We start from the raw sequence: 20,908 nt of genomic DNA, 5'->3' as shown, positions 1-20,908 counted from the left end.
GGGCGATCGAGAGAGGGTGAAGTAAGGTTAGCCTAACCTAAATTTGCTGTTCGAAATCGCGACCGTGCGGTGACCGTGATCACGTTTACTCCCCGGAGGCCCGCAATTCCTCCTCGGACATCCCCTGTCGCCAATAACCGACAAAGGTGACCCGGCGCCGGTCGATTCCGCGCTCCTGGACGAAATGCCGCCGCAGCGCTTTCACCGAACCGGATTCCCCGGCGATCCAGACGTGCGGCAGTTCGGCGGGCGGCAAGGGGGCGGCTCGGAGATGGGCGAGCGAATCCTCGCCGACCAGCCAATTGATCTCGGTATCGGGAGGGGCGCTCAGGTGAATGACGTCCGAGGCGTCATGGATTTCGATCCACGCCCGGACCCGTCGATGCTCCGGAAGCGCCTCAAGAATCGCCGCGACGGCGGGAAGTGCCGTCGCGTCACCCCACAGGACGATCAGGTCGGCGTCGTCGGGCGCCCGGAAGCGGATCGCCCGGTTGTCGGCGACGGCGGGGCCCAGCAGGAGGACCCGGTCGCCGGGGGCGGCCCTGTCGGCCCAGGCCGAGGCGGGTCCGGCGGGGGTGTGGAGCACGAAGTCGATGTCGATCTCGGCGGGGCCGGAGTCCGGCTCGCGGCGCAGCTCGCGCAGTGTGTACGACCGCATCACGGCCCGTACGTCGTCAGGGAGGTCGCGCCAGCCCTGCCACCAGCCGTCGCCGAGTTCGACCGGGACCCGCGGCTCGCGCTGCCCGGGATGCGGGACGAACAGTGACAGCGACTGGTCGTACCCGTCGGAGAAGAAAAAGCGGAGATCGTCCCCCGTGAAAGAAACGCGGACGAGGGACGGTGAAATCCGCCGGGTCCGCGTCACGTGAAGGGAAAAGAAACGGAACGGGGACCCGGCGGAATCGGTCATACGGAAATCACGCGACCTTCTTGGCCTTCTCGATGGCCGCCGCGAGGTTCTCCAGGAGCGGCGCGCACTTGTCGTACGACAGAATCGGCTCGGGCGAACGCGCGATGACCTGGCCGGCCTTGACGGCGGGCAGCTTCTTCCAGGTGTCCTTGGTGATCGCCGCGGGCTGGATCGCCGAGGTGCGGTCGTCCATCAGGATCAGGTCCGCCGGGTACTTGTCGACGTTCTCCCAGCTCAGCGGCTCGAACCAGCCGCCGCTCGCCTTGAGGGTGGCGGCCGGGGGCTCGACGAAGTTGACGCCGAGGGCCTTGAAGTACTCCAGGTCGATGGAGAGGTTGCTACCGGAAACGTAGAACAGCTCGGCGCTCGCGGAACCGGCGAGGACCCTGATGTCGGGCTTCGCCTTCGCGGCGGCGCGCAGCCGGGTCGCCGCGTCCTCGAACCGCTTCTTCGCGGCGGTCGCCTTCGCGGCCGTCAGGTCCGCGCCGAGGGACCCGGCCAGCTCCCACATGCGCTCCAGCGGCGCGGTGAGCTGGCGGTCGTACACCGAAATGCCCACGCTGGGCGCCAACTTGGCGATCTTGTCCTTGGACGCCTCGGGGACGTACCAGAGGGTGCCGGCCGTGTCGAACATCGTGGAGATGAGGACGTCCGGCGCGAGGGCGGCGTACTTCTCGACGTTGAACTCGTCCCAGACGTTGCCGAGGATCTCGACCTTCGAGACGTCCATGCCGCCGGCCTGGACGTCGGCCTTGCCGGCGGGCGTCTTCGTCGGGCCGAAGACGCCCTTGACCTCGATGCCGTAGTCGTACAGGGCCGCGCCGACGCCGGTGAAGGCGACGATCGTCGAGGGGATCCTGTCGAGCTTCACGGTCGTGCCGCGGTCGTCCTTGAACGTCCACGGGCCGGACTTCGCGGTGTTCGCGCCTGGGTCCGCCGACTCAGAACCACCGCTTTTCGCGTCGTCGTCCCCGCAGGCGGCGAGGACGGCACCGAGGCCGAGGGCTCCGCCGGCGGCCAGGACGCCGCGGCGGGTGAGGTGGGTGGTTCTGGCGTTGGGCATGGGGGAGGCTGCTTTCGGACGTGCGGGATCACCGCCGGGACAGATTGAAGGTAGGTTAGCCTAACCTCAGTCGATGTTCCTAGGGTGGTCGCCTTGGATCGAAAGCTGTGCGCGGCCTGTGGAGCGCTGGATGTCAGCCTGCGAGGCCCAACTCCCTGGCAATCAACATCCGTTGGACCTCGCTCGTGCCCTCCCCGATCTCCAGGATCTTCGAGTCGCGCCACATTCTGGCCACCGGGTACTCGTTCATGAAGCCGTAGCCGCCGTGGATCTGCGTCGCGTCGCGCGCGTTGTCGACCGCGATCGTCGAGGAGTGCAGCTTGGCCAGCGCCGCCTCCTTCTTGAAGGGTTCGCCCGCGACCAGCCGGGCCGCCGCGTCCCGCCACGCCAGGCGCGCGGTGTACGCCTTCAGCTCCATGTCGGCGATCTTGAACTGGATCGCCTGGTTCGCGCCGATCGGGCGGCCGAACGCCTCGCGCTCCTTCGCGTACTTCACCGACTCGTCCACGCAGCCCTGCGCGAGACCCGTCGCCAGTGCGGCGATCGCGATCCGGCCCTCGTCCAGGATGCGCAGGAACTGGGCGTAGCCGCGGCCGAGTTCACCGAGGAGGTTCGCCGCCGGGACGCGTACGTCCGCGAAGGAGAGCTCGCGGGTGTCGGAGGCGTTCCAGCCGACCTTCGAGTAGGGGGCCGCGACCGTGAAGCCCGGTGTCCCCGACGGGACGATGATCGAGGAGATCAGCGGCTTGCCGTCCGGCTTGCGGCCGGTGACCGCCGTCACCGTCACCAACCCCGTGATGTCCGTACCCGAGTTGGTGATGAAGCACTTCGTGCCGTTGATGACCCATTCGTCGGTCTCGGGGTCCAGGCGGGCCGTCGTGCGCGTCGCGCCCGCGTCGCTGCCGCCGTCCGGCTCCGTCAGGCCGAAGGCGCCCAGGAGTTCGCCCGCGCACAGGCGCGGGAGCCACTCGCGCTTCTGCTCGTCCGTGCCGAACAGGTGGATCGGCATCGCGCCCAGCGAGACGCCCGCCTCCAGGGTGATCGCCACCGACGAGTCGACGCGCGCCAGTTCCTCCAGCGCGACGCCAAGTGCCAGGTAGTCGCCGCCCATTCCGCCGTACTCCTCCGGGAAGGGGAGGCCGAACAGGCCCATGCGGCCCATCTCGCGGACGATCTCGTACGGGAACTCGTGCCGTTCGTAGAAGTCGCCGATCTTGGGGGCCACGACGTCGTGCGCGAACTCCTCGACCGTGCGGCGGAGTTCTTCCAGCTCGGGGGAGAGGCGGTGGTCCATCACTGTTCCTTGTCGTCCTCGTGGGCCTTGTGGTCCTTGTGGGAGAGAGCGCGGACGGTGCGGGAGGGGCTCGGGCGGCCCAGCCGGCCGGCCAACCACTCGCTTGTGGCGACGAGTTGACCGAGGTCGGTGCCGGTTTCGATGCCGAGGCCCTGGAGCATCCATACGAGGTCTTCGGTGGCCAGGTTGCCGGTCGCCGACTTGGCGAACGGGCAGCCGCCGAGGCCGCCCGCGGAGGCGTCGACCGTCGTGACGCCGTGCTGGAGGGCGGCGAGGGTGTTCGCGAGGGCCTGGCCGTAGGTGTCGTGGAAGTGGACGGCCAGGGCGGAGGTGGGGACACCTGCGTGATCGAGGGCCTTCAGGAGGGCCTGTACGTGGCCCGGAGTCGCCACGCCGATCGTGTCGCCGAGGCTCAACTCGTCGCAGCCCATGGCGTGCAGGGCCTTGGTGACCTTGACGACCTGGGGGATCGGGACCGGGCCCTCCCAGGGGTCGCCGAAGCACATCGACAGGTAGCCGCGGACGTGGGCTCCGTGTTCCTTCGCGCGGGTGACCACCGGTTCGAACATCTTCAGGGACTCGTCGACCGTGCGGTTCAGGTTGGCCCTGGCGAAGGACTCCGTGGCGCTGGCGAAGACGGCGACGCGGGTCGCGCCGAGAGCGAGGGCCCGGTCGAGGCCGCGGTCGTTGGGGACCAACACCGGGAGATCCACCGGGAGTTGGCGGATCTGCGGGAACAGGGCCTCCGCGTCCGCGAGTTGGGGGACCCACTTGGGGTGGACGAAGCTCGTCGCCTCGATGGTGGTGAGGCCGGCGTCCGCGAGGCGGTGGATGAACTCCGCCTTGATCTCCGTGGGGACGGTCGCCTTCTCGTTCTGGAGGCCGTCCCTGGCGCCCACTTCGTGGATGCGTACGCGGGTGGGGAGGCCGTCGGCCGGGACGGTCATGGGGAGTTCAGGCATGGGTGGCCTCCTCGTGCGGGGTTACGACCGCGAGGACCTGGTCCATGGCCACCGTCGTCCCCGGTTTCACGTCCAACTCGGTGACCGTGCCCGCGTACGGGGCCGCGATGACGTGCTCCATCTTCATCGCCTCGACAACCAACAGGCTCTGCCCCGCGGTGACTTCGTCGCCGGTCGCGACCTTGACGACCGTGACCGTGCCCGGCATCGGCGCGGTGAGGGCGTTCGCTCCGGTGTGCGCCGCGTCGGTGAGGGACGCGGCGACCGGGTCGTGGTCGCGGACCTGCCAGGCGTCGCCGTCGCGGCCCAGCCAGTCGCCCGCGCGGTGGAAGGTGTGACGCAGGCCGTCCAGCGTGACGGAGACCTGGTCGGGGGTGACGGTGTGCGTCCCGCGCGGGGTGTACTCCAGAGGCTCGCGCACCGTCAGGTGGAAGGCCGTGCGCTTCGCCTCGCCGCCCAGCCGCCACCCGCTCGGTACGGAGAAGGGGTCGACCCAGCCCTGACCGGCCGGCCGGAGCGCTTCCAGCCGTACGGCCGCCGCCGCCTCGTACACCTCCTCCGGTACGGCGTCGGAGACGAGGTCCCCGGCGACGCGCTCGACGAGCCCCGTGTCCAGGTCGCCCGCGACGACCGCCGGGTGGGCCAGGAGCGCGCGCAGGAACCCGGCGTTGGTCTGCACCCCCAGGGTGACCGTCTCCGCGAGGGCGCCCCTGAGCCTGCGCAGGGCGGTCGCGCGGTCCGGCCCGTACGCGACGACCTTCGCGAGCATCGGGTCGTACAGGCTGCCGACCTCGGTGCCCTCGCTGAGCCCGGAGTCGGTGCGGATGCCGTCGCCCTCGGGCTCGCGGAGCCTGAGGACCGTACCGCCGGTCGGCAGGAACCCGCGCGCGGGGTCCTCGGCGCAGAGGCGGGCCTCCACCGCGTGGCCCGTGAGCGCGATGTCGTCCTGCGTGAAGGGGAGCTTCTCCCCGGCGGCGACCCTCAGCTGCCACTCCACGAGGTCGACGCCGGTGACGAGTTCGGTGACCGGGTGCTCCACCTGGAGGCGGGTGTTCATCTCCATGAAGCAGTACTGGCTGGCGTCACCCCCGGGGACGATGAACTCGACCGTCCCCGCGCCGACGTACCCGCACGAGCGCGCCGCCTGCACCGCCGCCTCGCCCATCGCCGCGCGCGCGGACGCGTCGAGGAAGACCGAGGGGGCCTCCTCGACGACCTTCTGGTGGCGCCGCTGGACGGAGCACTCGCGCTCGCCCAGGTGGACGACGTTGCCGTGGCCGTCCGCCAGCACCTGGATCTCGATGTGCCGGGGGCGGTCGATCCAGCGCTCGACCAGGAGCGTGTCGTCGCCGAAGGAGGCGCGGGCCTCGCGGCGGGCGGCGGCGATCTCGTCGTCCAGCGCGGCCATGTCGCGCACCAGGCGCATGCCCTTGCCGCCGCCGCCCGCGCTGGGCTTGAGCAGCACGGGGGCGCCCAGCGCGCGGGCCGCCTCGGCGAGTTCGGGGTCGCGCCCGCCCGGGACGACGGGCACGCCGGCCGCCTCGACGGTCTCCTTGGCGCGGATCTTGTCGCCCATCAGGGCGATCGCCTCGGCGGGCGGGCCGATGAACACGAGCCCCGCCTCGGCGCAGGCGCGCGCGAAGGAGGCGTTCTCCGCGAGGAAGCCGTATCCGGGGTGGACCGCTTGCGCGCCCGTGCGGGCGGCGGCCTCAAGGATGCGCTCCGCCGACAGGTAACTCTCCGACGCGGGCGCCGGGCCGATCCGTACGGCCGTGTCGGCCTCGCGGACGTGCCGCGCGTCCGCGTCGGCGTCGGAGTACACGGCGACCGAGCGGACGCCCAGGGCGCGGAGCGTGCGGATGACGCGGACGGCGATCTCGCCACGGTTGGAGACGAGGACGGTGTCGAACATGAGCCTCACATCCGGAAGACGCCGAACTGGGGGTTGCCCAGGGGCGCGTTGGCGCAGGCGGTCAGGGCCAGGCCGAGGACCTGGCGGGTCTCCAGGGGGTCGATCACTCCGTCGTCCCAGAGGCGGGCCGTCGCGTAGTACGCGCTGCCCTGTTGCTCGTACTGGGCGCGGATCGGCGCCTTGAAGGCGTCCTCGTCGGCGGCCTGCCATTCCTCGCCGCGCGCCTCCAGCTGGTCGCGCTTGACGGTCGCCAGGACCGAGGCGGCCTGTTCGCCGCCCATGACGGAGATCTTCGCGCCGGGCCACATCCACAGGAAGCGGGGGGAGTAGGCCCGGCCGCACATCGAGTAGTTGCCCGCGCCGTACGAGCCGCCGATCACGACCGTCAGCTTCGGGACGCGCGTGCACGCGACGGCCGTGACCATCTTCGCGCCGTGCTTCGCGATGCCGCCCGCCTCGTAGTCCTTGCCGACCATGAAGCCCGAGATGTTCTGGAGGAACAGCAGCGGGATGCCGCGCTGGTCGCACAGCTCGATGAAGTGGGCGCCCTTCTGGGCCGACTCGGAGAACAGGATGCCGTTGTTGGCGACGATGCCGACGGGGTGGCCGTGGATGTGCGCGAAGCCGGTGACCAGGGTCTGGCCGAACTCCGCCTTGAACTCCGCGAACCGCGAGCCGTCGGTGATGCGCGCGATGACCTCGCGGACGTCGTACGGGGTGCGCGGGTCCACCGGGACCGCGCCGTACAGGCCGTACGGGTCGACCTTCGGCTCGGCGGCCGGCTTCACCTCCCAGGGGAGCGGCCCGCGCGCGGGGAGGGTGGCGACGATGTTCCTGACGATGCGCAGCGCGTGCGCGTCGTCCTGCGCGAGGTGGTCCGTCACGCCCGACACGCGCGCGTGGACCTCGCCGCCGCCCAGCTCCTCCGCCGTGACGACCTCGCCCGTGGCCGCCTTCACCAGCGGGGGGCCGCCCAGGAAGATCGTCCCCTGACCGCGGACGATCACCGCCTCGTCGCTCATCGCGGGGACGTACGCGCCGCCCGCCGTGCACGAGCCCATCACCGCGGCGATCTGCGGGATGCCCGCGCCGGACATGCGGGCCTGGTTGTAGAAGATGCGGCCGAAGTGGTCGCGGTCCGGGAAGACCTCGTCCTGCATCGGGAGGAACGCGCCGCCCGAGTCCACCAGGTACACGCACGGGAGGCGGTTGTCGAGGGCGACCTCCTGCGCGCGCAGGTGCTTCTTCACGGTCATCGGGTAGTACGTCCCGCCCTTGACCGTGGCGTCGTTCGCGACGATCACGCACTCGCGCCCGCTCACGCGGCCGATGCCCGCGATGACGCCGGCCGCCGGGGCCTGGCCGTCGTACATCCCCTCGGCCGCGAGCGGGGCCAGCTCCAGGAACGGGGAACCGGGGTCCAGGAGGGTGTCCACGCGGTCGCGCGGGAGGAGCTTGCCGCGCGCCGTGTGCCGGGCGCGGGCCTTCTCGCCGCCGCCCAGGCGGGCCGCCGCGAGCTTGCCGCGCAGCTCCTCGGCGAGGGCCTGGTGGGCCGCCTCGTTCACCCGCCACGTTTCCGACGCCGGGTCTGCCGTGCTGGTCAGCACGGGTTCCTGCGCCATGTCGCGCTCCCCTCCGCAGTGATGGGCTGGAGTTAATGAGCGTTAACTCATGGCTCCATGTTAACGACCGCTAACAAGCCTGTCTAGAATCGATTTCATGGGCACCAGAACCGACGCTCCCACCCGGCGCGACCAGATCCTGAGAGAGGCCGCGCGGCTCTTCGCCGAGCGCGGGTTCCACGGCGTCGGCGTCGACGAGATAGGCGCGGCCGTCGGCATCAGCGGACCCGGGCTCTACCGGCACTTCGCGGGCAAGGACGCGATGCTCGCGGAGCTCCTCGTCGGCATCAGCGGGCAGCTCCTCACGGGCGCGCGCCGCCGCCTCCAGGAATCCACCGACGAGCCTCCCGCGCGCGTGCTGGACTCCCTCATCGAGGGCCACATCGACTTCGCCCTCGACGACCGGCCCCTCATCACCCTCCACGACCGCGAACTCGACCGCCTGCGCGACAGCGACCGCAAACTCGTCCGCCAGCTCCAGCGACAGTACGTCGAGCTGTGGGTGGGGGTCGTGCGCGAGGTGTACCCGGCCCTGCCCGAGCCCGCCGCGCGGTCCGCCGTCCACTCCGTCTTCGGGCTCCTGAACTCGACCCCGCACCTCGGGCGCGCGGGGTCGCTGCCGGGGCGGGGGGAGACGGCGCGGCTGCTGCACCGGATGGCTCGGGGGGCGTTCGGGGCGGCGGCGGAGGAGGGGTAGCGGGTCACTAGGGTGGCGGCCGTGGACTACGTGAGGATGCGTGCGATCGCCGAAGAGCTGGAGTCCCGCGCCGAGCGCTTCGAGGGGGGCTGGCGTGTCGAGGTCGGGGTGGCGGGTCCGGTACTGGCCATGACGTGCCGTCCGAAGCGTCACGGGGGGACTGTCCGCAGCATCCGCGAGCAGCTCGACAGGCAGCTGACTTTCACCCATCCGGGTCATGTCTGCGCGAACGGTCCTCATATCGAGGATCTGGCACTCGGCCGCCTGCGCCGACCTGACGCGGTCGTCATCCCGGAGCGTGTGCTCGACGAGGTCCATTCCGAGCCCTGCAATAGGCCGCTACACCCGCAAGGAGCAGTACACCTTCGGTGACCCCGTGCCGTTCGGCTCTTGGGCGGTGGACAGCTCTGGCTTCCGTCGGTACGGCAAGGCCGGGAACTAGCGGCGACTGGCGCGCGCGGGTGGGCAAGGTCACCCTGGACGGTGTGTCGTACTCGCCGGTATCTTGGGGTATGAGCAAGCGCTTAGACAGGTAGCGGGAGGTGGCGGCGTGCGCCGTACGGTGTTCAACGAGGATCACGAGGCGTTCCGGGAGACCCTTCGGGCGTTCATCGAGGCCGAGGTCGTGCCGGTGTACGACGAGTGGTTCGCCGCGGGGCAGGCGCCGCGCGAGTTCTACTACAAGCTTGCCGAGCTGGGCGTTTTCGGGATCCAGGTCGCCGAGGAGTACGGCGGCGCCGGCATCGACTCGTACAAGTTCGAGGCGATCATCTACGAGGAGACCGCGCGCGCGGGCGTGACGTTCGGCGGCTCCGGCGTGCACACGCTGCTGGGCCTGCCGTACGTGAAGCTGCTCGCCACCGACGAGCAGAAGAAGCGCTACCTCCCGAAGTTCGTCTCCGGCGAGGAGATGTGGGCCATCGCGATGACCGAGCCGGGCACCGGCTCCGACCTCGCCGGCATGAAGACCACCGCCAAGCTCTCCGAGGACGGCACGCACTACGTCCTCAACGGCGCCAAGACCTTCATCACCGGCGGCGTCCACGCCGACCGCATGATCGTCTGCGCCCGCACCTCCGCGCCGAGCGCCGAGGACCGCCGCCACGGCATCTCCCTCTTCGTCGTCGACACGAAGGCCGAGGGCTACTCCGTCGGCCGCAAGCTCGACAAGCTCGGCCTGAAGACCTCCGACACCGCCGAGCTGGCGTTCGTCGACGTCAAGGTCCCCGTCGAGGACCTCCTCGGCGAGGAGAACAAGGGCTTCTACTACCTCGGCCACAACCTCGCCTCCGAGCGCTGGGGCATCGCCTACGGCGCGTACGCGCAGGCGAAGGCCGCGATCCGGTTCGCCACGCAGTACGTCAAGGACCGCGTCGTCTTCGGCCAGCCGGTCGCCGCGTTCCAGAACACCAAGTTCGAACTCGCCGCCTGCCAGGCCGAGGTGGACGCCGCCGAGGCCGTCGTCGACCGCGCCACCGAGGCGCTCGACGCGGGCGAGCTGACCCCCGCCGAGGCCGCCTCGGCGAAGCTCTTCACCACCGAGGTCGCGCACCGCGTCATCGACCGCTGCCTCCAGCTGCACGGCGGCTACGGCTTCATGAACGAGTACCCCATCGCCCGCCTGTACGCGGACAACCGCGTCAACCGCATCTACGGCGGCACCAGCGAGATCATGAAGTCGATCATCGCCAAGAACATGGGCCTGTAAGACCGCTCGGTCCGAGCAGCGGGAACGGCCCCCGGCAACGACACATCACGAAACTAGGGGCCATGACCGAGGCACTCCACGACCTCCTCGATCTGCTCGACCTCGAACAGATCGAGGAGAACATCTTCCGCGGCCAGTCCCGCTCCGCCGTCGTCCCCCGGGTCTTCGGCGGGCAGGTCGCCGCCCAGGCGCTGGTCGCGGCGGGGCGCACGGTCCCGCCGGACCGGCTCGCGCACTCCCTGCACGCCTACTTCCTGCGCCCCGGCGACCCCGGCGCGCCGATCGTCTACACGGTCGAGCGCCTGCGCGACGGCCGCTCCTTCACGACCCGCCGCGCGGTCGCCGTCCAGCACGGCCGGCCGATCTTCGCCCTGTCGGCGTCCTTCCAGACGTACGAGGACGGCCTCGACCACCAGACCCCGATGCCGCCCGCGCCCGACCCGGAGACCCTGCCGACCAGCCATCAACGGCTGCGCGGGTACGCCCACTTGGCGCCCGAGGTCGTCGAGCGCTTCCTCGAAGCCCGCGAGGCGATCGACCTGCGGTACGTCGAGGAGCCGCCGTACGGTCAGTTCGGCGAGCCCCGTGAACCGCACTCCCAGGTCTGGTTCCGCACGAACGGCAAGCTGGCCGACGACCCGCTGCTGCACGTAGTACTCGCGACGTACGTCTCCGACATGACCCTCCTCGACTCCGTCCTGCTCGCGCACGGGCGCGGGGGGTGGGCCGTGGGGGACGTCGTCGGGGCCTCCCTGGACCACGCGATGTGGTTCCACCGGCCTTTCCGGGCCGACGAATGGCTCCTGTACGACCAGGAGTCGCCGTCAGCGCACGGGGGGCGGGGGCTCGGGCAGGCGCGGATCTACACGCAGGACGGGCAGCTCGCGATCTCGGTGATCCAGGAGGGCGTGGTCCGGGTCCCCCGGGAGGGTTAGCCGGGTACGACCTGAGAGCTACGGGTCATCTCAGCCCCGCCTCCGCCAGCAGGTACGCCACCATCGGGTCGTAGTGCCTGGGGCTGACCACGTGGTCGTCCAGCGGCACCGCCACCTGTACCGTCCCCTCCGACTCCGCGAGGAACAGGGCGGGGTCGTTGCAGTCGGCGTACCCCAGGGAGTCGATGCCGTGCTGCCCGGCGTACCCGGCCCAGCCGTGGTCGGCGACGACGAGGTCCGGCAGGTCGCGGGCGGTGCGTTCGAGGGCCGTGAGGATCTGCCGCATCGGCTCGCCGGAGTGCGTGTGCCACAGGGTCGCGCCGTGTTCGAGGACCGCGACGTCCGCGAACTGCATGACGTACCCCTCCTCCGTCTGGAGGCCGTCCGGGATCACCACGATGTCGCAGCCCGCCGTCCGCAGCGCGGCGGCGACCGTACGGTGCACGTCCAGCAGCCCGCCCGGATGCCCCGTCGCGAACAGCACCCGCTGGTGCCCGTCCGCCGCCTTGCGCAGCCGCGCCGCCATCCGGTCCAGCGCGTCGACCGTCAGCTCCGGGTCGATCGTGTCCTGCCCGTACCGGTACTCCGGATCGTCGTTCACCCCGACCCGCTCCGCCATCACCGCGAGCACGTCCTGCTCGTCCGCCCACCGGTCGCCCAGCTCCAGGCCGAGCCAGAAGTTCCGCACACCGTTGGCGAGTTGACGGTAGTGAGAGAGGTTGTTCTCGCGCGGCGTGGCCACCTGGCCCGCGATGCGGGTCTTCACCAGGTGGTCGACGAGCTCGGTGCGGGTGGGGATCCGGGGTATCGGCATACCCCCATTCTGGTGCAGACGCCTGTGCGCGTCAGCGCGGTTCCCGCCGCTGGGACGTGGGTCACGTCGTCGATCATGCCCCGCCGATCACGCCTCGCCGCCCGGCGGTTGCCTGAGCGCGAACCACAACTCCATCCGTACGTCCGGATCGTCCAGGTCGGTGCCCAGCAACGCCGCGCAGCGCGCGATGCGTTGGCGCACGGTGTTGCGGTGCACGCCGAGCGCCACCGCCGTACGGTCCCAACTCCCGTGCAGGGAGAGCCAGGTGCGCAGCGTCTCGGTCAGCGCCGGGTTCCCGGCGACCGGCGCGAGCAGCGTCCGCGCGTGCGCCTCGGCGTCCTGCGGGGAGATCAGCGCGGTGAGGGTGGTGCGGGCGGTGTGGCGGACGACGGGGACGCGGGTCGCCACCGCCCGCGCGAGCGCCCGCGCGGCCTGCGCGTCGGCGGTGGGCCAGTCGGCGGGGGTGACGGGGGCGCTCATACCCATGGACCAGCCGGGGTGGGGGGTAGGGGTGGGGTACGGGTCCTGGTCGGCGGGGAGGAGGAGGCGGACCAGGTCGGGGGTGAGGTCTACGAGGGGAGTACCCAGGGAGGAGGCGAGGGCGAGGGCGGCTCGGGGGTCCACGGGGGTGAGGGGTGAGGCGGGGTGCGGGTGCGGGTGGCTCTCGTGGGGGACGGGGGCGGCCGGGCGGTGGTCCGGGGTGGGGGAGTGGCGGCCGGGGCCGGTCGCCCGGTGGTGCGAGGGGCGGGCGTGCACGACGATCCAGCGGTCGGCGCCGAGGAGGGGAGCGACCTCGGTCGGGCTCGCGCCCAGGAGGAGGCGTACGAGGGACGTCGTACGGGTCGTCTCCGGGGTGCTCTGGCGCTCGTCCGTGAGGAGGGTGAGGAGGACGGCGGCGACGGAGGTGATGGTGTGGTCGGCGGGGGTGCGGTGCGGGGAGGCGACGGCGAGGGCGAAGGGGCGGCGGGGGGTGGCCGTCGTACCTGCGGGGCCTTTGCCGGTGAGCCCTTTGCCGGTGAGCCCTGTAGCCCCCGTGGTACCCAGGGCGTACGCCGCGAGGTGTACCCCTGTGGAGGGATCCGTATCGGTGGCCGTCGCCGAGGCGCGGGTCGTGACGAGGTGGGCCAGCGCGGCGAGCGAGGCGTCCACGCCTGTGCTGGAGGCCGGGCCCGCGCTGGGAGCCGGGCCCGTTCCCGAAGTCCCGCCCGCCTTGGCGGCCCCGCTCACCGTCCCCGCCGCCGCGACCTCCGCCCCCTCGGGGCCGAACAGCACCGCGCGCCCCCCGGTCCGCTGGGCCAGCTGACGCAGCACCGCCGGGACCGGGTCCGGCCGGGACGCCGCCGCCGCGAGGCTCTGCTGGGCCTCCGTCACCCGGCGCAGCTCCGAGGTACGGGCCCGCTCCATCAACTGCCACACCGCGCGGGCGACCGCCGCGAACGTCGTCCGCTCGGGTACCTCGATCAGCGGCAACCCGTACGACTCGCAGGCGGCGACCAGGGCGCGGGGGACGGTGTCGTGCACGGGGGCGACCCCGAACCCGAGAGCTACGCCGCCCGCGGCGATCACTCTGGAGACGTAGTCGTCGAAGTACGTCCCCGAGCCGGTGGCCTCCGGGATGTGGACGCCCGCCGTGAGGAGCAGCTCCCCTCCCAGGAGGTACGGGTAGGGGTCGGCCATCTCGGAGGTGAGGGCGCCGTACAGGACGGTGCCCGGGTCCGAGGGGCCGGCGATCTGCCGCAGGGCGAGGTCCTCGCGGGTGAGGAGCGCGGCGAGGGGGACGGGCGGGGTGGGAGGGACGGCCGGGGGAGCGGTGGAGAGTGCCGGCGGGGGCGGCGGTGGGGTCGATGGTTCGCCATGCATGTGCGTTTCCTCCATCCCGTACCGCGAGGGTGTGGGAAACGTACACTTCGCAGTCTCTTTCCGGCCACCTAATGTCGGAGTCCGTCACCCGCACGGCGACAACGAGCGCCTCCGCGCGCAGCCAGAGTGAGGGATTCCATGGCCGTCGACTACACCGTGATCGTCGTCTACCTGGCCGGGATGCTGGCCATGGGCTGGTGGGGCATGCGCCGGGCCCGTTCGAAGAGCGAGTTCCTGGTGGCGGGCCGCCGGCTGGGGCCCGCGATGTACTCGGGGACGATGGCGGCGATCGTCCTCGGCGGCGCGTCCACCATCGGCGGCGTAGGTCTGGGGTATCAGTACGGCCTGTCCGGCGCGTGGATGGTCTTCACGATCGGCCTCGGTCTGCTCGCCCTGAGCGTCCTCTTCTCCGCGCGGATCGCCCGCCTCAAGGTGTACACCGTCTCCGAGATGCTCGACCTGAGGTACGGGGGTGGCGGAGCGGGCGTCATCTCGGGGGTGGTCATGTGGGCCTACACCCTGATGCTGGCGGTGACCTCGACCATCGCGTACGCCACCATCTTCGACGTCCTCTTCGACATGAACCGCACCCTCGCGATCGTCCTCGGCGGTTCGATCGTCGTCGCCTACTCCACCCTCGGCGGGATGTGGTCGATCACCCTCACGGACATGGTGCAGTTCGTCGTCAAGACCGTCGGCGTCCTGCTCCTGCTGCTGCCGATCGCGGTCGTCAAGGCGGGCGGATTCGGCGCCATGCGCGACGAGTTGCCCACCTCGTACTTCGACCCGCTGGGCATCGGCGGCGAGACGATCTTCACCTACGTCCTGATCTACACGTTCGGCATGCTCATCGGCCAGGACATTTGGCAAAGGGTGTTCACGGCCCGCAGCGACCGCACCGCCAAGTGGGGCGGCACGGTGGCGGGTTCGTACTGCCTCGCGTACGCCCTCGCGGGCGCCGTCATCGGTACGGCGGCCAAAGTCCTGTACCCGGACCTGGGTTCGGCGGACGACGCCTTCGCGACGATCGTGAAGGACGAACTCCCCGTCGGGGTACGCGGCTTGGTGCTGGCGGCGGCGCTCGCGGCGGTCATGTCGACGTCGTCCGGCGCGCTCATCGCCTGCGCGACGGTCGCCAACAACGACATCTGGGCGCGACTGCGCGGCAGGTCCGGCGGAGACGGGAGCGGCGACGAGGTCCGCGACAACCGGCGGTTCATCCTGGTCATGGGCATCGCGGTGATCGGTACGGCCGTCGCGTTGAACAACGTCGTCGAGGCGCTCACCGTCGCCTACAACCTCCTCGTCGGCGGCCTCCTCGTGCCCATCCTCGGCGGACTGCTGTGGAAGCGGGGCACCGTGCACGGCGCGCTCGCCTCGGTCGTGGTCGGCGGCGGCTCGGTCGTCGGACTGATGGCGGCGTACGGCATCCTCGCCAACGAGCCCGTGTACTACGGCCTTTCGGCGTCCCTCGTCGCGTACGTCGCCGTCTCGCTGGCGACCGAGCCGACCGACGCGGCCGTCCTCGCCGCCTGGCGCGAGCGACTCGCCGGGCGCACCCCAGAACTGACGGAACATCAGCTCCGTACGGCGGCGACCTCGTCGTAGGAGACAGTGCAGGACACGCCAACCGGCGTGAGGAAGAAGGCAGTTGAGCATGACCGAGTACGAGACGCCCCGTGGCCCCGTCGACTCCTCCCGCATCCCCCGCTACGCCGGACCCGCGACGTTCGCGCGGCTGCCGAGGATCGACGAGGTCGGCGGGCAGGCCGACGTCGCCGTCGTGGGCGTGCCGTTCGACTCCGGCGTCTCGTACCGGCCGGGGGCGCGGTTCGGCGGGAACGCGGTCCGGGAGGCGTCGCGCCTGCTGCGGCCGTACAACCCGGCGCAGGACGCCTCGCCGTTCGCGCTCGCGCAGGTCGCGGACGCCGGGGACATCGCCGTGAACCCGTTCGACATCAACGAGGCCGTCGAGACGGTCGAGGCAGCCGCCGACCAACTCCTGTACGGCGGCGCCCGGTTGATGACCCTCGGCGGCGACCACACCATCGCGCTGCCCCTGCTGCGGGCGGTCGCCAAGCAGCACGGGCCGGTCGCCCTGCTGCACTTCGACGCCCATCTCGACACCTGGGACACCTACTTCGGGGCCGAGTACACGCACGGCACCCCGTTCCGGCGCGCGGTCGAGGAGGGCATCCTCGACACCTCGGCGCTCTCGCACGTCGGCACCCGGGGCCCTCTCTACGGCAAGCAGGACCTCACCGACGACGAGAAGATGGGCTTCGGGATCGTCACCTCCGCCGACGTCATGCGGCGCGGCGTCGACGAGGTCGCCGACCAGCTCCGCCAGCGGGTGGGCAACCGGCCCCTGTACATCTCGATCGACATCGACTGCCTCGACCCCGCGTACGCCCCTGGTACGGGGACCCCCGAGGCCGGAGGTATGACGTCCCGCGAGCTGCTGGAGATTCTGCGCGGCCTGTCCGGGTGCAACCTCGTTTCCGCCGATGTGGTAGAGGTTGCTCCGGCTTACGACCACGCCGAGATCACCTCCGTCGCCGCCTCCCACACGGCGTACGAGCTGGTCACCCTCATGTCCCGCCAGATTGCCGAGGCCCGCGCACAGTGACTCACGACCATGACCTCGTCCTCCGTCCCACGGCGGCCCAGACCGAGGCCGCGCTGAACCCGCCCGCCGGGCGGATCGGCGGGGACCTGGTCGTGGAAACCCTGTACAGCCTGGGAGCTACGACCGTCTTCGGGCTGCCCGGCCAGCACGCGCTCGGCATGTTCGACGCGCTGCGCCGCTCCCCTCTCAGGTATGTCGGTCTCAGGGTGGAGAACAACGCGGGCTTCGCGGCCGACGCGTACGGCCGGGTCACGGGTGAGGCGGCGCCGCTGCTGCTGTCCACCGGGCCCGGCGCGCTGACCTCGCTCGCCGCGCTCCAGGAGGCGGCTGCCGCCTCGGCGCCGGTGCTCGCGATCTGTAGTCAGGTCCCGGCCGCCGGGCTGGGCGGCGGGCGCCACGGCCACCTCCACGAACTCCCGGACCAGGCGGCCTCGTTCAGGGGTGTCGTGAAGTCCGTCCACACCGTCCGTACGCAGTCGCAGATCCCCTCCGCGATCGCGGAGGCGTGGCGCTCGGCGCTGTCCGCGCCGCACGGGCCGGTGTGGGTGGAGATCCCGCAGGACGTGCTCCTCGCACCGGCCGCGATCCCCGTCGTGACCGGCGTCGACGCGACCCCGGAGGAGCTGGCGCCCCGGCCCGAACTCACCGCCGTCGCCGCCGACTTGCTCTCCCGCGCCGAGCGTCCGGTGATCGTCGCGGGCGGCGGGGTGGTCCGCGCGGACGCCTCCGGCAAGCTGCGGAAGCTGGCCGAGCGGCTCTCCGCGCCCGTCGTGACGACGTACGGCGGGAAGGGGGCGTTCCCCTGGACCCACCCGCTGTCGCTCCAGTCGTGGATGGAGGACCGGCACACCACCGAACTCCTCGAAGACGCCGACGTGTTGCTCGTCCTCGGCTCCGGGCTCGGTGAACTCTCCTCCAACTACCACACGTTCAGGCCGCGCGGCCGGGTGATCCAGGTCGAGGCGGATCTCGGCAAGCTGGAGTCCAACCATCCCGCGCTCGGCATCCACGCGGACGCCCGGCTCGCGGTGCAGGCGCTGCTGGAGACCGTCACCGACCGGGCCGACGAGCAAGCGCCGGTGCGGGTACGGGAGTTGCTGGACAAGGTGGGGGAGCGGCTCGCCGGTCAGCAACTCGACCTGGAACAAGGGGTGCTGGCGGCTGTGCGGCGTGCGCTGCCCAAGGGGGCCGCGTCGTTCTGGGACATGACCATCCTGGGGTACTGGGCGTGGGCCGGGTTCGACGCCGGGGCGCCCAACCTCATGCATTCCGCCCAGGGCGCCGGGGGGTTGGGGTACGCGTTCCCCGCGGCGCTGGGCGCTGCCGCCGCCGATCCGACCCGGCCCGTCCTCGCCGTGTCCGGGGACGGGGGCGCGCTGTACTCCGTCGCCGAACTGGCCACGGCCCGGCAGTACGGGTTCGACGTGACCTGGCTCGTCGTCGACGACGGAGGGTACGGCATCCTGCGGGAGTACATGACCGACGCGTTCGGCGAGGCCACCGGGACCGAGCTGGTCCGGCCCGACTTCGTGGCCCTGGCCGAGTCGTTCGGGGTGCCGGGGGTGCTGAGCTCGGTGGAGACGCTGGCGGAGGACCTCGCCAAGTCCCTTGCGGAGCCCGGCCCTTCGGTGGTCGTCCTGCCGGCGGTGCTGCGGATGTTCGCGCCGACGCACCTGGAGTGAGGGCGGCCCCGGAGTCGCCCTCACCCCACGGGGGTCAGCCCACCCAGCGGCACGAGTGGACGTCGAAGATCCGGATCGCGCCGGCCGGGCTCGACGGGACCGTCGTCCGGCACTGGGTCCCGGCGGCGGCGGAGCAGTTGGGGTCGCTGGTGAAGACGAGCGTCGTGATCGTGCCGCCGACCGGGTCGGTCCAGCGGTTGTTGGCCTGGACGCAGACGCCCCGCGCGGTCGGCGAGGAGACGTACGCGGACTTCGCCTGGACCCGGGAGACGCCGGTGAGCTGCCAGGTCGTGGTCTCGGCGGCGGACGCGATGGGCGAGGTGGCCAGGACGGTGGCGGTGGCGAGGAGCGCCGAACCGGCGAGGGTGGCGAGACGGGTACGCATGGGTGAACTCCGGTTTCCGTGGGGGGAATTGACGATCATGCTAGGAGCGGGCCATGGGCGCCGTATGCCTTCTGTGGCCCCCCTGGGGCGACTTCGGCTTGATCGTTCACGCCGGATGGCCGGTTCTGTAGGGGTTTCTCAGGGTTTTCCGATGTGCCTCTGATGTTTCTGATTTCTGAGGGAGGTTGGCTCTTTCGGGTGTTCCGCTCTGTCGGTGCGGCATGTCACTGTGGGTGCACGGAGAGTTACTTTCGGCTTACGTGGTGAGGAGAACGGCATGGTGCAGGGCGAGGCCGGTGCGGCGGGTGTCCCGGAGGCGGAAGGTGAACGCCTGCGGCGTTCCGGCGCGTTCCTCGTCGACGAGGCGCTCGGCTTCCTCCAGCCCGCGGCCCTGCGCGCGGCGGCCGAGACCGGCGTCGCCGACCACCTCGCCGAAGGCCCCCGCACCCCGGCCCAACTCGCCGTCGCCACGGGCGCGGACGAGCGCGGGCTCTACCGCGTGCTGAGGCTCCTCGCGACCCGCGGCGTCGTCGAGGAGGACGCGCTCGGGGCGTTCACCCTCACCGAGGCCGGGCAGGCGCTCCGCAGCGACGTGCCGGGTTCCGTGCGGGCGGCCGTACTCATGATCACCGATCAGAGCATGTGGCAGCCCGCGGGGGAGCTGGCCCGCTGCCTCACCGGCCAAGTCACCGCGTTCGACGCGATGTTCGGGATGCCGTTCTTCGACTACTTCGCGCAGGACGAGCGTACGGCCGCCGTCTTCCACGTCGGGATGGCCGCGATGTCCGACCCCGAGAACGCGGTCATCGCCGCCGCGTACGACTTCCCGGCGAGCGGTACGGTCGTCGACGTCGGCGGCGGGCACGGCGGCCTGCTCCAGGAGACGCTGCGTCAGAACCCCGGCCTGGAGGGCGTGTTGTACGACCGCGCCCATGTCCTCGCGGGCCACCGCCTGGCCGGCGACAAGACCATCGCCGACCGCTGGAGCCTGGCGGACGGCGACTTCTTCACCGCCGTCCCCCCTGGCGACGTCATCATGATGAAGCGCATCACCCACGACTGGGACGACGACCGCTGCGTAACTCTCCTGCGCCACTGCCGGAACTCCCTCAACCCCGGCGGCAAGGTCCTCGTCCTCGACGCCGTCGTCCCACCCGGCAACGCACCCCACCAGTCCAAGACCCTCGACCTCATGATGATGGCGTCCCTGGGCGGCCGTGAGCGTACGGCCTCCGACTTCGCGGCCCTGTTCGAGGCGGCGGGGCTGAAGTTGAGCCGGGTGAATCCCACCGAGTCGGTGCTGTCGGTGGTGGAGGCGGTGGCCGCGGACGAGTGACTCAGCCGCCGTGCTGGCGGACCAGGCACAGGGGATGGCCCGCCGGGTCCGCGAAGACGCGCCAACTCCGGTCCGGGGAACCCGCGTCGAGGAGCTTCGCGCCCAGGGCGAGGAGTTGGGACTGGGCCTCGTCCAAGTCCCGTACGCCGAAGTCCAGATGGAACTGTTGGGGGCGGGTCGGGTCCGGCCAGGTCGGCGGGCGGTGGTCCGGGACCTGCTGGAAGCACAGGACCAGGCCCGATGGGGTGTGGAGGGTGGACCAGGACGCGTGCAGGGACCAGCGGGGGTCCGGCCGGTTGATCTCGCCGCCCAGCAACTCGTGGTAGAAGGCGGCCAGTTCGGCGGGGTCGGGGCAGTCCAGGACCACGCACTGGAGGTCGGCGATCATGAGGGGAGTCTAGGGTCGGTCGAACCAGAAGAAGAGGGTGTCCGCCGGTGAGTCGGGGCGCCAGTCGTTCAGTTCGAAGCGGAACGCCTCGGTGAAGCGGCGGACCGTGTCCTGGCAGTCAGGGTGGACGCGGTCCAGGACGGCGGTGTACGCCGTCGCCGCCCGGGCGGCGCGCTGGAGGGAGAGGGTGCCCATGCGGGGGTGGACGCCGCCCGGGTGGGGGAGGGGCAGCGGCGGGCCGGAGAACAGGAACGTCTCGGGGAGGAGCGCCGGCGTGATGCCGTTGCGGGCGAGGTCGTTGGAGACCGTCTGGAACCAGGACATCCGGCGCCAGCTGCCCAGGTCGGTGGTGTACGAGAAACAGGACGTCACGACCTCGTGGAAGGCGTGGGCGTACGCGGGGCACACGGTCCTCGACGGGGTGCCGTCGATCAGTTCCTCCAGCGCCCGGATCACCGGTACGTCGTAGTGCACCCCCTGGCTCTCAAGTCTGACGTCCAGCGCCTTGCAGCGCTCCCGCACCCTGCCGAGGTGCTCCTCCTGCGCGGGCGTCCGCTCCACCGCCGTCAGCAGCCGCACCACCTGCCGCATGTCCCCCGTACTCATCTCCAGGGCGTAGCTCACCGTCGTCCTTCCCCTCCCGCTCGACCGCTCGCCCCATGATCCGTTGTGCGGCTGTGGAAGGCCAACTCCCTTGCTTGGAAAGGGAGT

General features: G+C 71.2%; 19 protein-coding genes. 8 read left to right on the top strand and 11 right to left on the bottom strand.

The genetic code is table 11. The features are described from left to right. Nucleotides 1-85: 85 nt before the first annotated feature. From PV682_RS19010 to PV682_RS18985, 6 genes are all read right to left on the bottom strand, one after another. Entirely contained in the window at nt 86-910 is an 825-nt protein-coding gene (locus tag PV682_RS19010) for a siderophore-interacting protein (protein ID WP_319731329.1), read from the bottom strand. A gap of 7 nt (nt 911-917) precedes the next feature. Then, complete coding sequence (locus PV682_RS19005; RefSeq protein WP_319731327.1) at nt 918-1,973, bottom strand: ABC transporter substrate-binding protein; 1,056 nt, start codon at nt 1,971-1,973, stop codon at nt 918-920. A gap of 133 nt (nt 1,974-2,106) precedes the next feature. After that, complete coding sequence (locus tag PV682_RS19000; RefSeq protein ID WP_319731325.1) at nt 2,107-3,267, bottom strand: acyl-CoA dehydrogenase family protein; 1,161 nt, start codon at nt 3,265-3,267, stop codon at nt 2,107-2,109. Beyond that, complete coding sequence (locus PV682_RS18995) at nt 3,267-4,229, bottom strand: hydroxymethylglutaryl-CoA lyase (RefSeq protein WP_319731323.1); 963 nt, start codon at nt 4,227-4,229, stop codon at nt 3,267-3,269. Before PV682_RS18995 ends, PV682_RS19000 begins: the two co-directional genes overlap by 1 nt. After that, nucleotides 4,222-6,141, bottom strand: coding sequence for an acetyl/propionyl/methylcrotonyl-CoA carboxylase subunit alpha (locus PV682_RS18990; protein WP_319731321.1), 1,920 nt, complete (start codon nt 6,139-6,141; stop codon nt 4,222-4,224). Before PV682_RS18990 ends, PV682_RS18995 begins: the two co-directional genes overlap by 8 nt. 5 nt (nt 6,142-6,146) lie before the next feature. After that, nucleotides 6,147-7,763 (bottom strand): carboxyl transferase domain-containing protein, encoded by a 1,617-nt coding sequence (locus PV682_RS18985; RefSeq protein WP_319731319.1) that lies wholly within the window; start codon nt 7,761-7,763, stop codon nt 6,147-6,149. 97 nt (nt 7,764-7,860) lie between these two features. Between PV682_RS18985 and PV682_RS18980 the strand changes: the two genes are divergently transcribed. From PV682_RS18980 to tesB, 4 genes are all read left to right on the top strand, one after another. Next, complete coding sequence (locus tag PV682_RS18980; RefSeq protein WP_319731317.1) at nt 7,861-8,460, top strand: SACE_7040 family transcriptional regulator; 600 nt, start codon at nt 7,861-7,863, stop codon at nt 8,458-8,460. Between the two features lie 21 nt (nt 8,461-8,481). Beyond that, nucleotides 8,482-8,832 (top strand): hypothetical protein, encoded by a 351-nt coding sequence (locus PV682_RS18975; RefSeq protein WP_319731315.1) that lies wholly within the window; start codon nt 8,482-8,484, stop codon nt 8,830-8,832. Nucleotides 8,833-9,010: 178 nt separating this feature from the next. Continuing rightward, a complete protein-coding gene (locus tag PV682_RS18970) occupies nt 9,011-10,168 on the top strand; it encodes an acyl-CoA dehydrogenase family protein (protein WP_055724544.1) in 1,158 nt (385 codons plus the stop codon). A 62-nt stretch (nt 10,169-10,230) separates the two neighbouring features. After that, on the top strand, nt 10,231-11,103 hold the full coding sequence (tesB, locus tag PV682_RS18965; protein ID WP_319731311.1) for an acyl-CoA thioesterase II: 873 nt from the start codon (nt 10,231-10,233) through the stop codon (nt 11,101-11,103). 25 nt (nt 11,104-11,128) lie between these two features. On the opposite strand, the gene PV682_RS18960 is transcribed toward tesB, so the two are convergent. Continuing rightward, entirely contained in the window at nt 11,129-11,917 is a 789-nt protein-coding gene (locus tag PV682_RS18960; protein ID WP_319731309.1) for a phosphatase, read from the bottom strand. Between the two features lie 87 nt (nt 11,918-12,004). Beyond that, nucleotides 12,005-13,777, bottom strand: coding sequence for a PucR family transcriptional regulator (locus PV682_RS18955; protein ID WP_319731307.1), 1,773 nt, complete (start codon nt 13,775-13,777; stop codon nt 12,005-12,007). Between the two features lie 138 nt (nt 13,778-13,915). Between PV682_RS18955 and PV682_RS18950 the strand changes: the two genes are divergently transcribed. From PV682_RS18950 to PV682_RS18940, 3 genes are read left to right on the top strand one after another with little or no spacing between them, the layout of a single operon-like run. After that, nucleotides 13,916-15,385 carry a sodium:solute symporter gene (locus tag PV682_RS18950; protein WP_319731305.1) on the top strand — a complete coding sequence of 490 codons (1,470 nt, stop codon included), beginning with the start codon at nt 13,916-13,918 and terminating at the stop codon, nt 15,383-15,385. Between the two features lie 49 nt (nt 15,386-15,434). Beyond that, nucleotides 15,435-16,406, top strand: a complete 972-nt coding sequence (speB, locus tag PV682_RS18945) for an agmatinase (RefSeq protein ID WP_319731303.1) — start codon at nt 15,435-15,437, stop codon at nt 16,404-16,406. Further along, nucleotides 16,403-18,088 carry a thiamine pyrophosphate-binding protein gene (locus PV682_RS18940; RefSeq protein ID WP_319731301.1) on the top strand — a complete coding sequence of 562 codons (1,686 nt, stop codon included), beginning with the start codon at nt 16,403-16,405 and terminating at the stop codon, nt 18,086-18,088. The genes speB and PV682_RS18940 overlap by 4 nt, the downstream gene beginning before the upstream one ends. A 34-nt stretch (nt 18,089-18,122) precedes the next feature. Here PV682_RS18940 and PV682_RS18935 read toward each other — a convergent pair whose 3' ends face one another. Next, nucleotides 18,123-18,473 carry a hypothetical protein gene (locus PV682_RS18935; protein WP_319731299.1) on the bottom strand — a complete coding sequence of 117 codons (351 nt, stop codon included), beginning with the start codon at nt 18,471-18,473 and terminating at the stop codon, nt 18,123-18,125. A 277-nt stretch (nt 18,474-18,750) separates the two neighbouring features. Here PV682_RS18935 and PV682_RS18930 point away from each other — a divergent pair, with 277 nt between their 5' ends. Beyond that, complete coding sequence (locus PV682_RS18930) at nt 18,751-19,809, top strand: methyltransferase (RefSeq protein WP_319731297.1); 1,059 nt, start codon at nt 18,751-18,753, stop codon at nt 19,807-19,809. Nucleotide 19,810: 1 nt separating this feature from the next. Here the strand turns inward: PV682_RS18930 and PV682_RS18925 are convergent, their stop codons facing one another. Beyond that, nucleotides 19,811-20,197 (bottom strand): VOC family protein, encoded by a 387-nt coding sequence (locus PV682_RS18925; RefSeq protein WP_319731295.1) that lies wholly within the window; start codon nt 20,195-20,197, stop codon nt 19,811-19,813. A gap of 9 nt (nt 20,198-20,206) precedes the next feature. Beyond that, complete coding sequence (locus PV682_RS18920; protein ID WP_319731294.1) at nt 20,207-20,821, bottom strand: DUF7691 family protein; 615 nt, start codon at nt 20,819-20,821, stop codon at nt 20,207-20,209. Nucleotides 20,822-20,908: the final 87 nt, after the last annotated feature.

Origin of the sequence: Streptomyces niveiscabiei (assembly GCF_033794345.1) — a bacterium.
Taxonomy (GTDB): domain Bacteria; phylum Actinomycetota; class Actinomycetes; order Streptomycetales; family Streptomycetaceae; genus Streptomyces; species Streptomyces niveiscabiei.
This window is presented reverse-complemented; position numbering and strand designations above follow the sequence as displayed.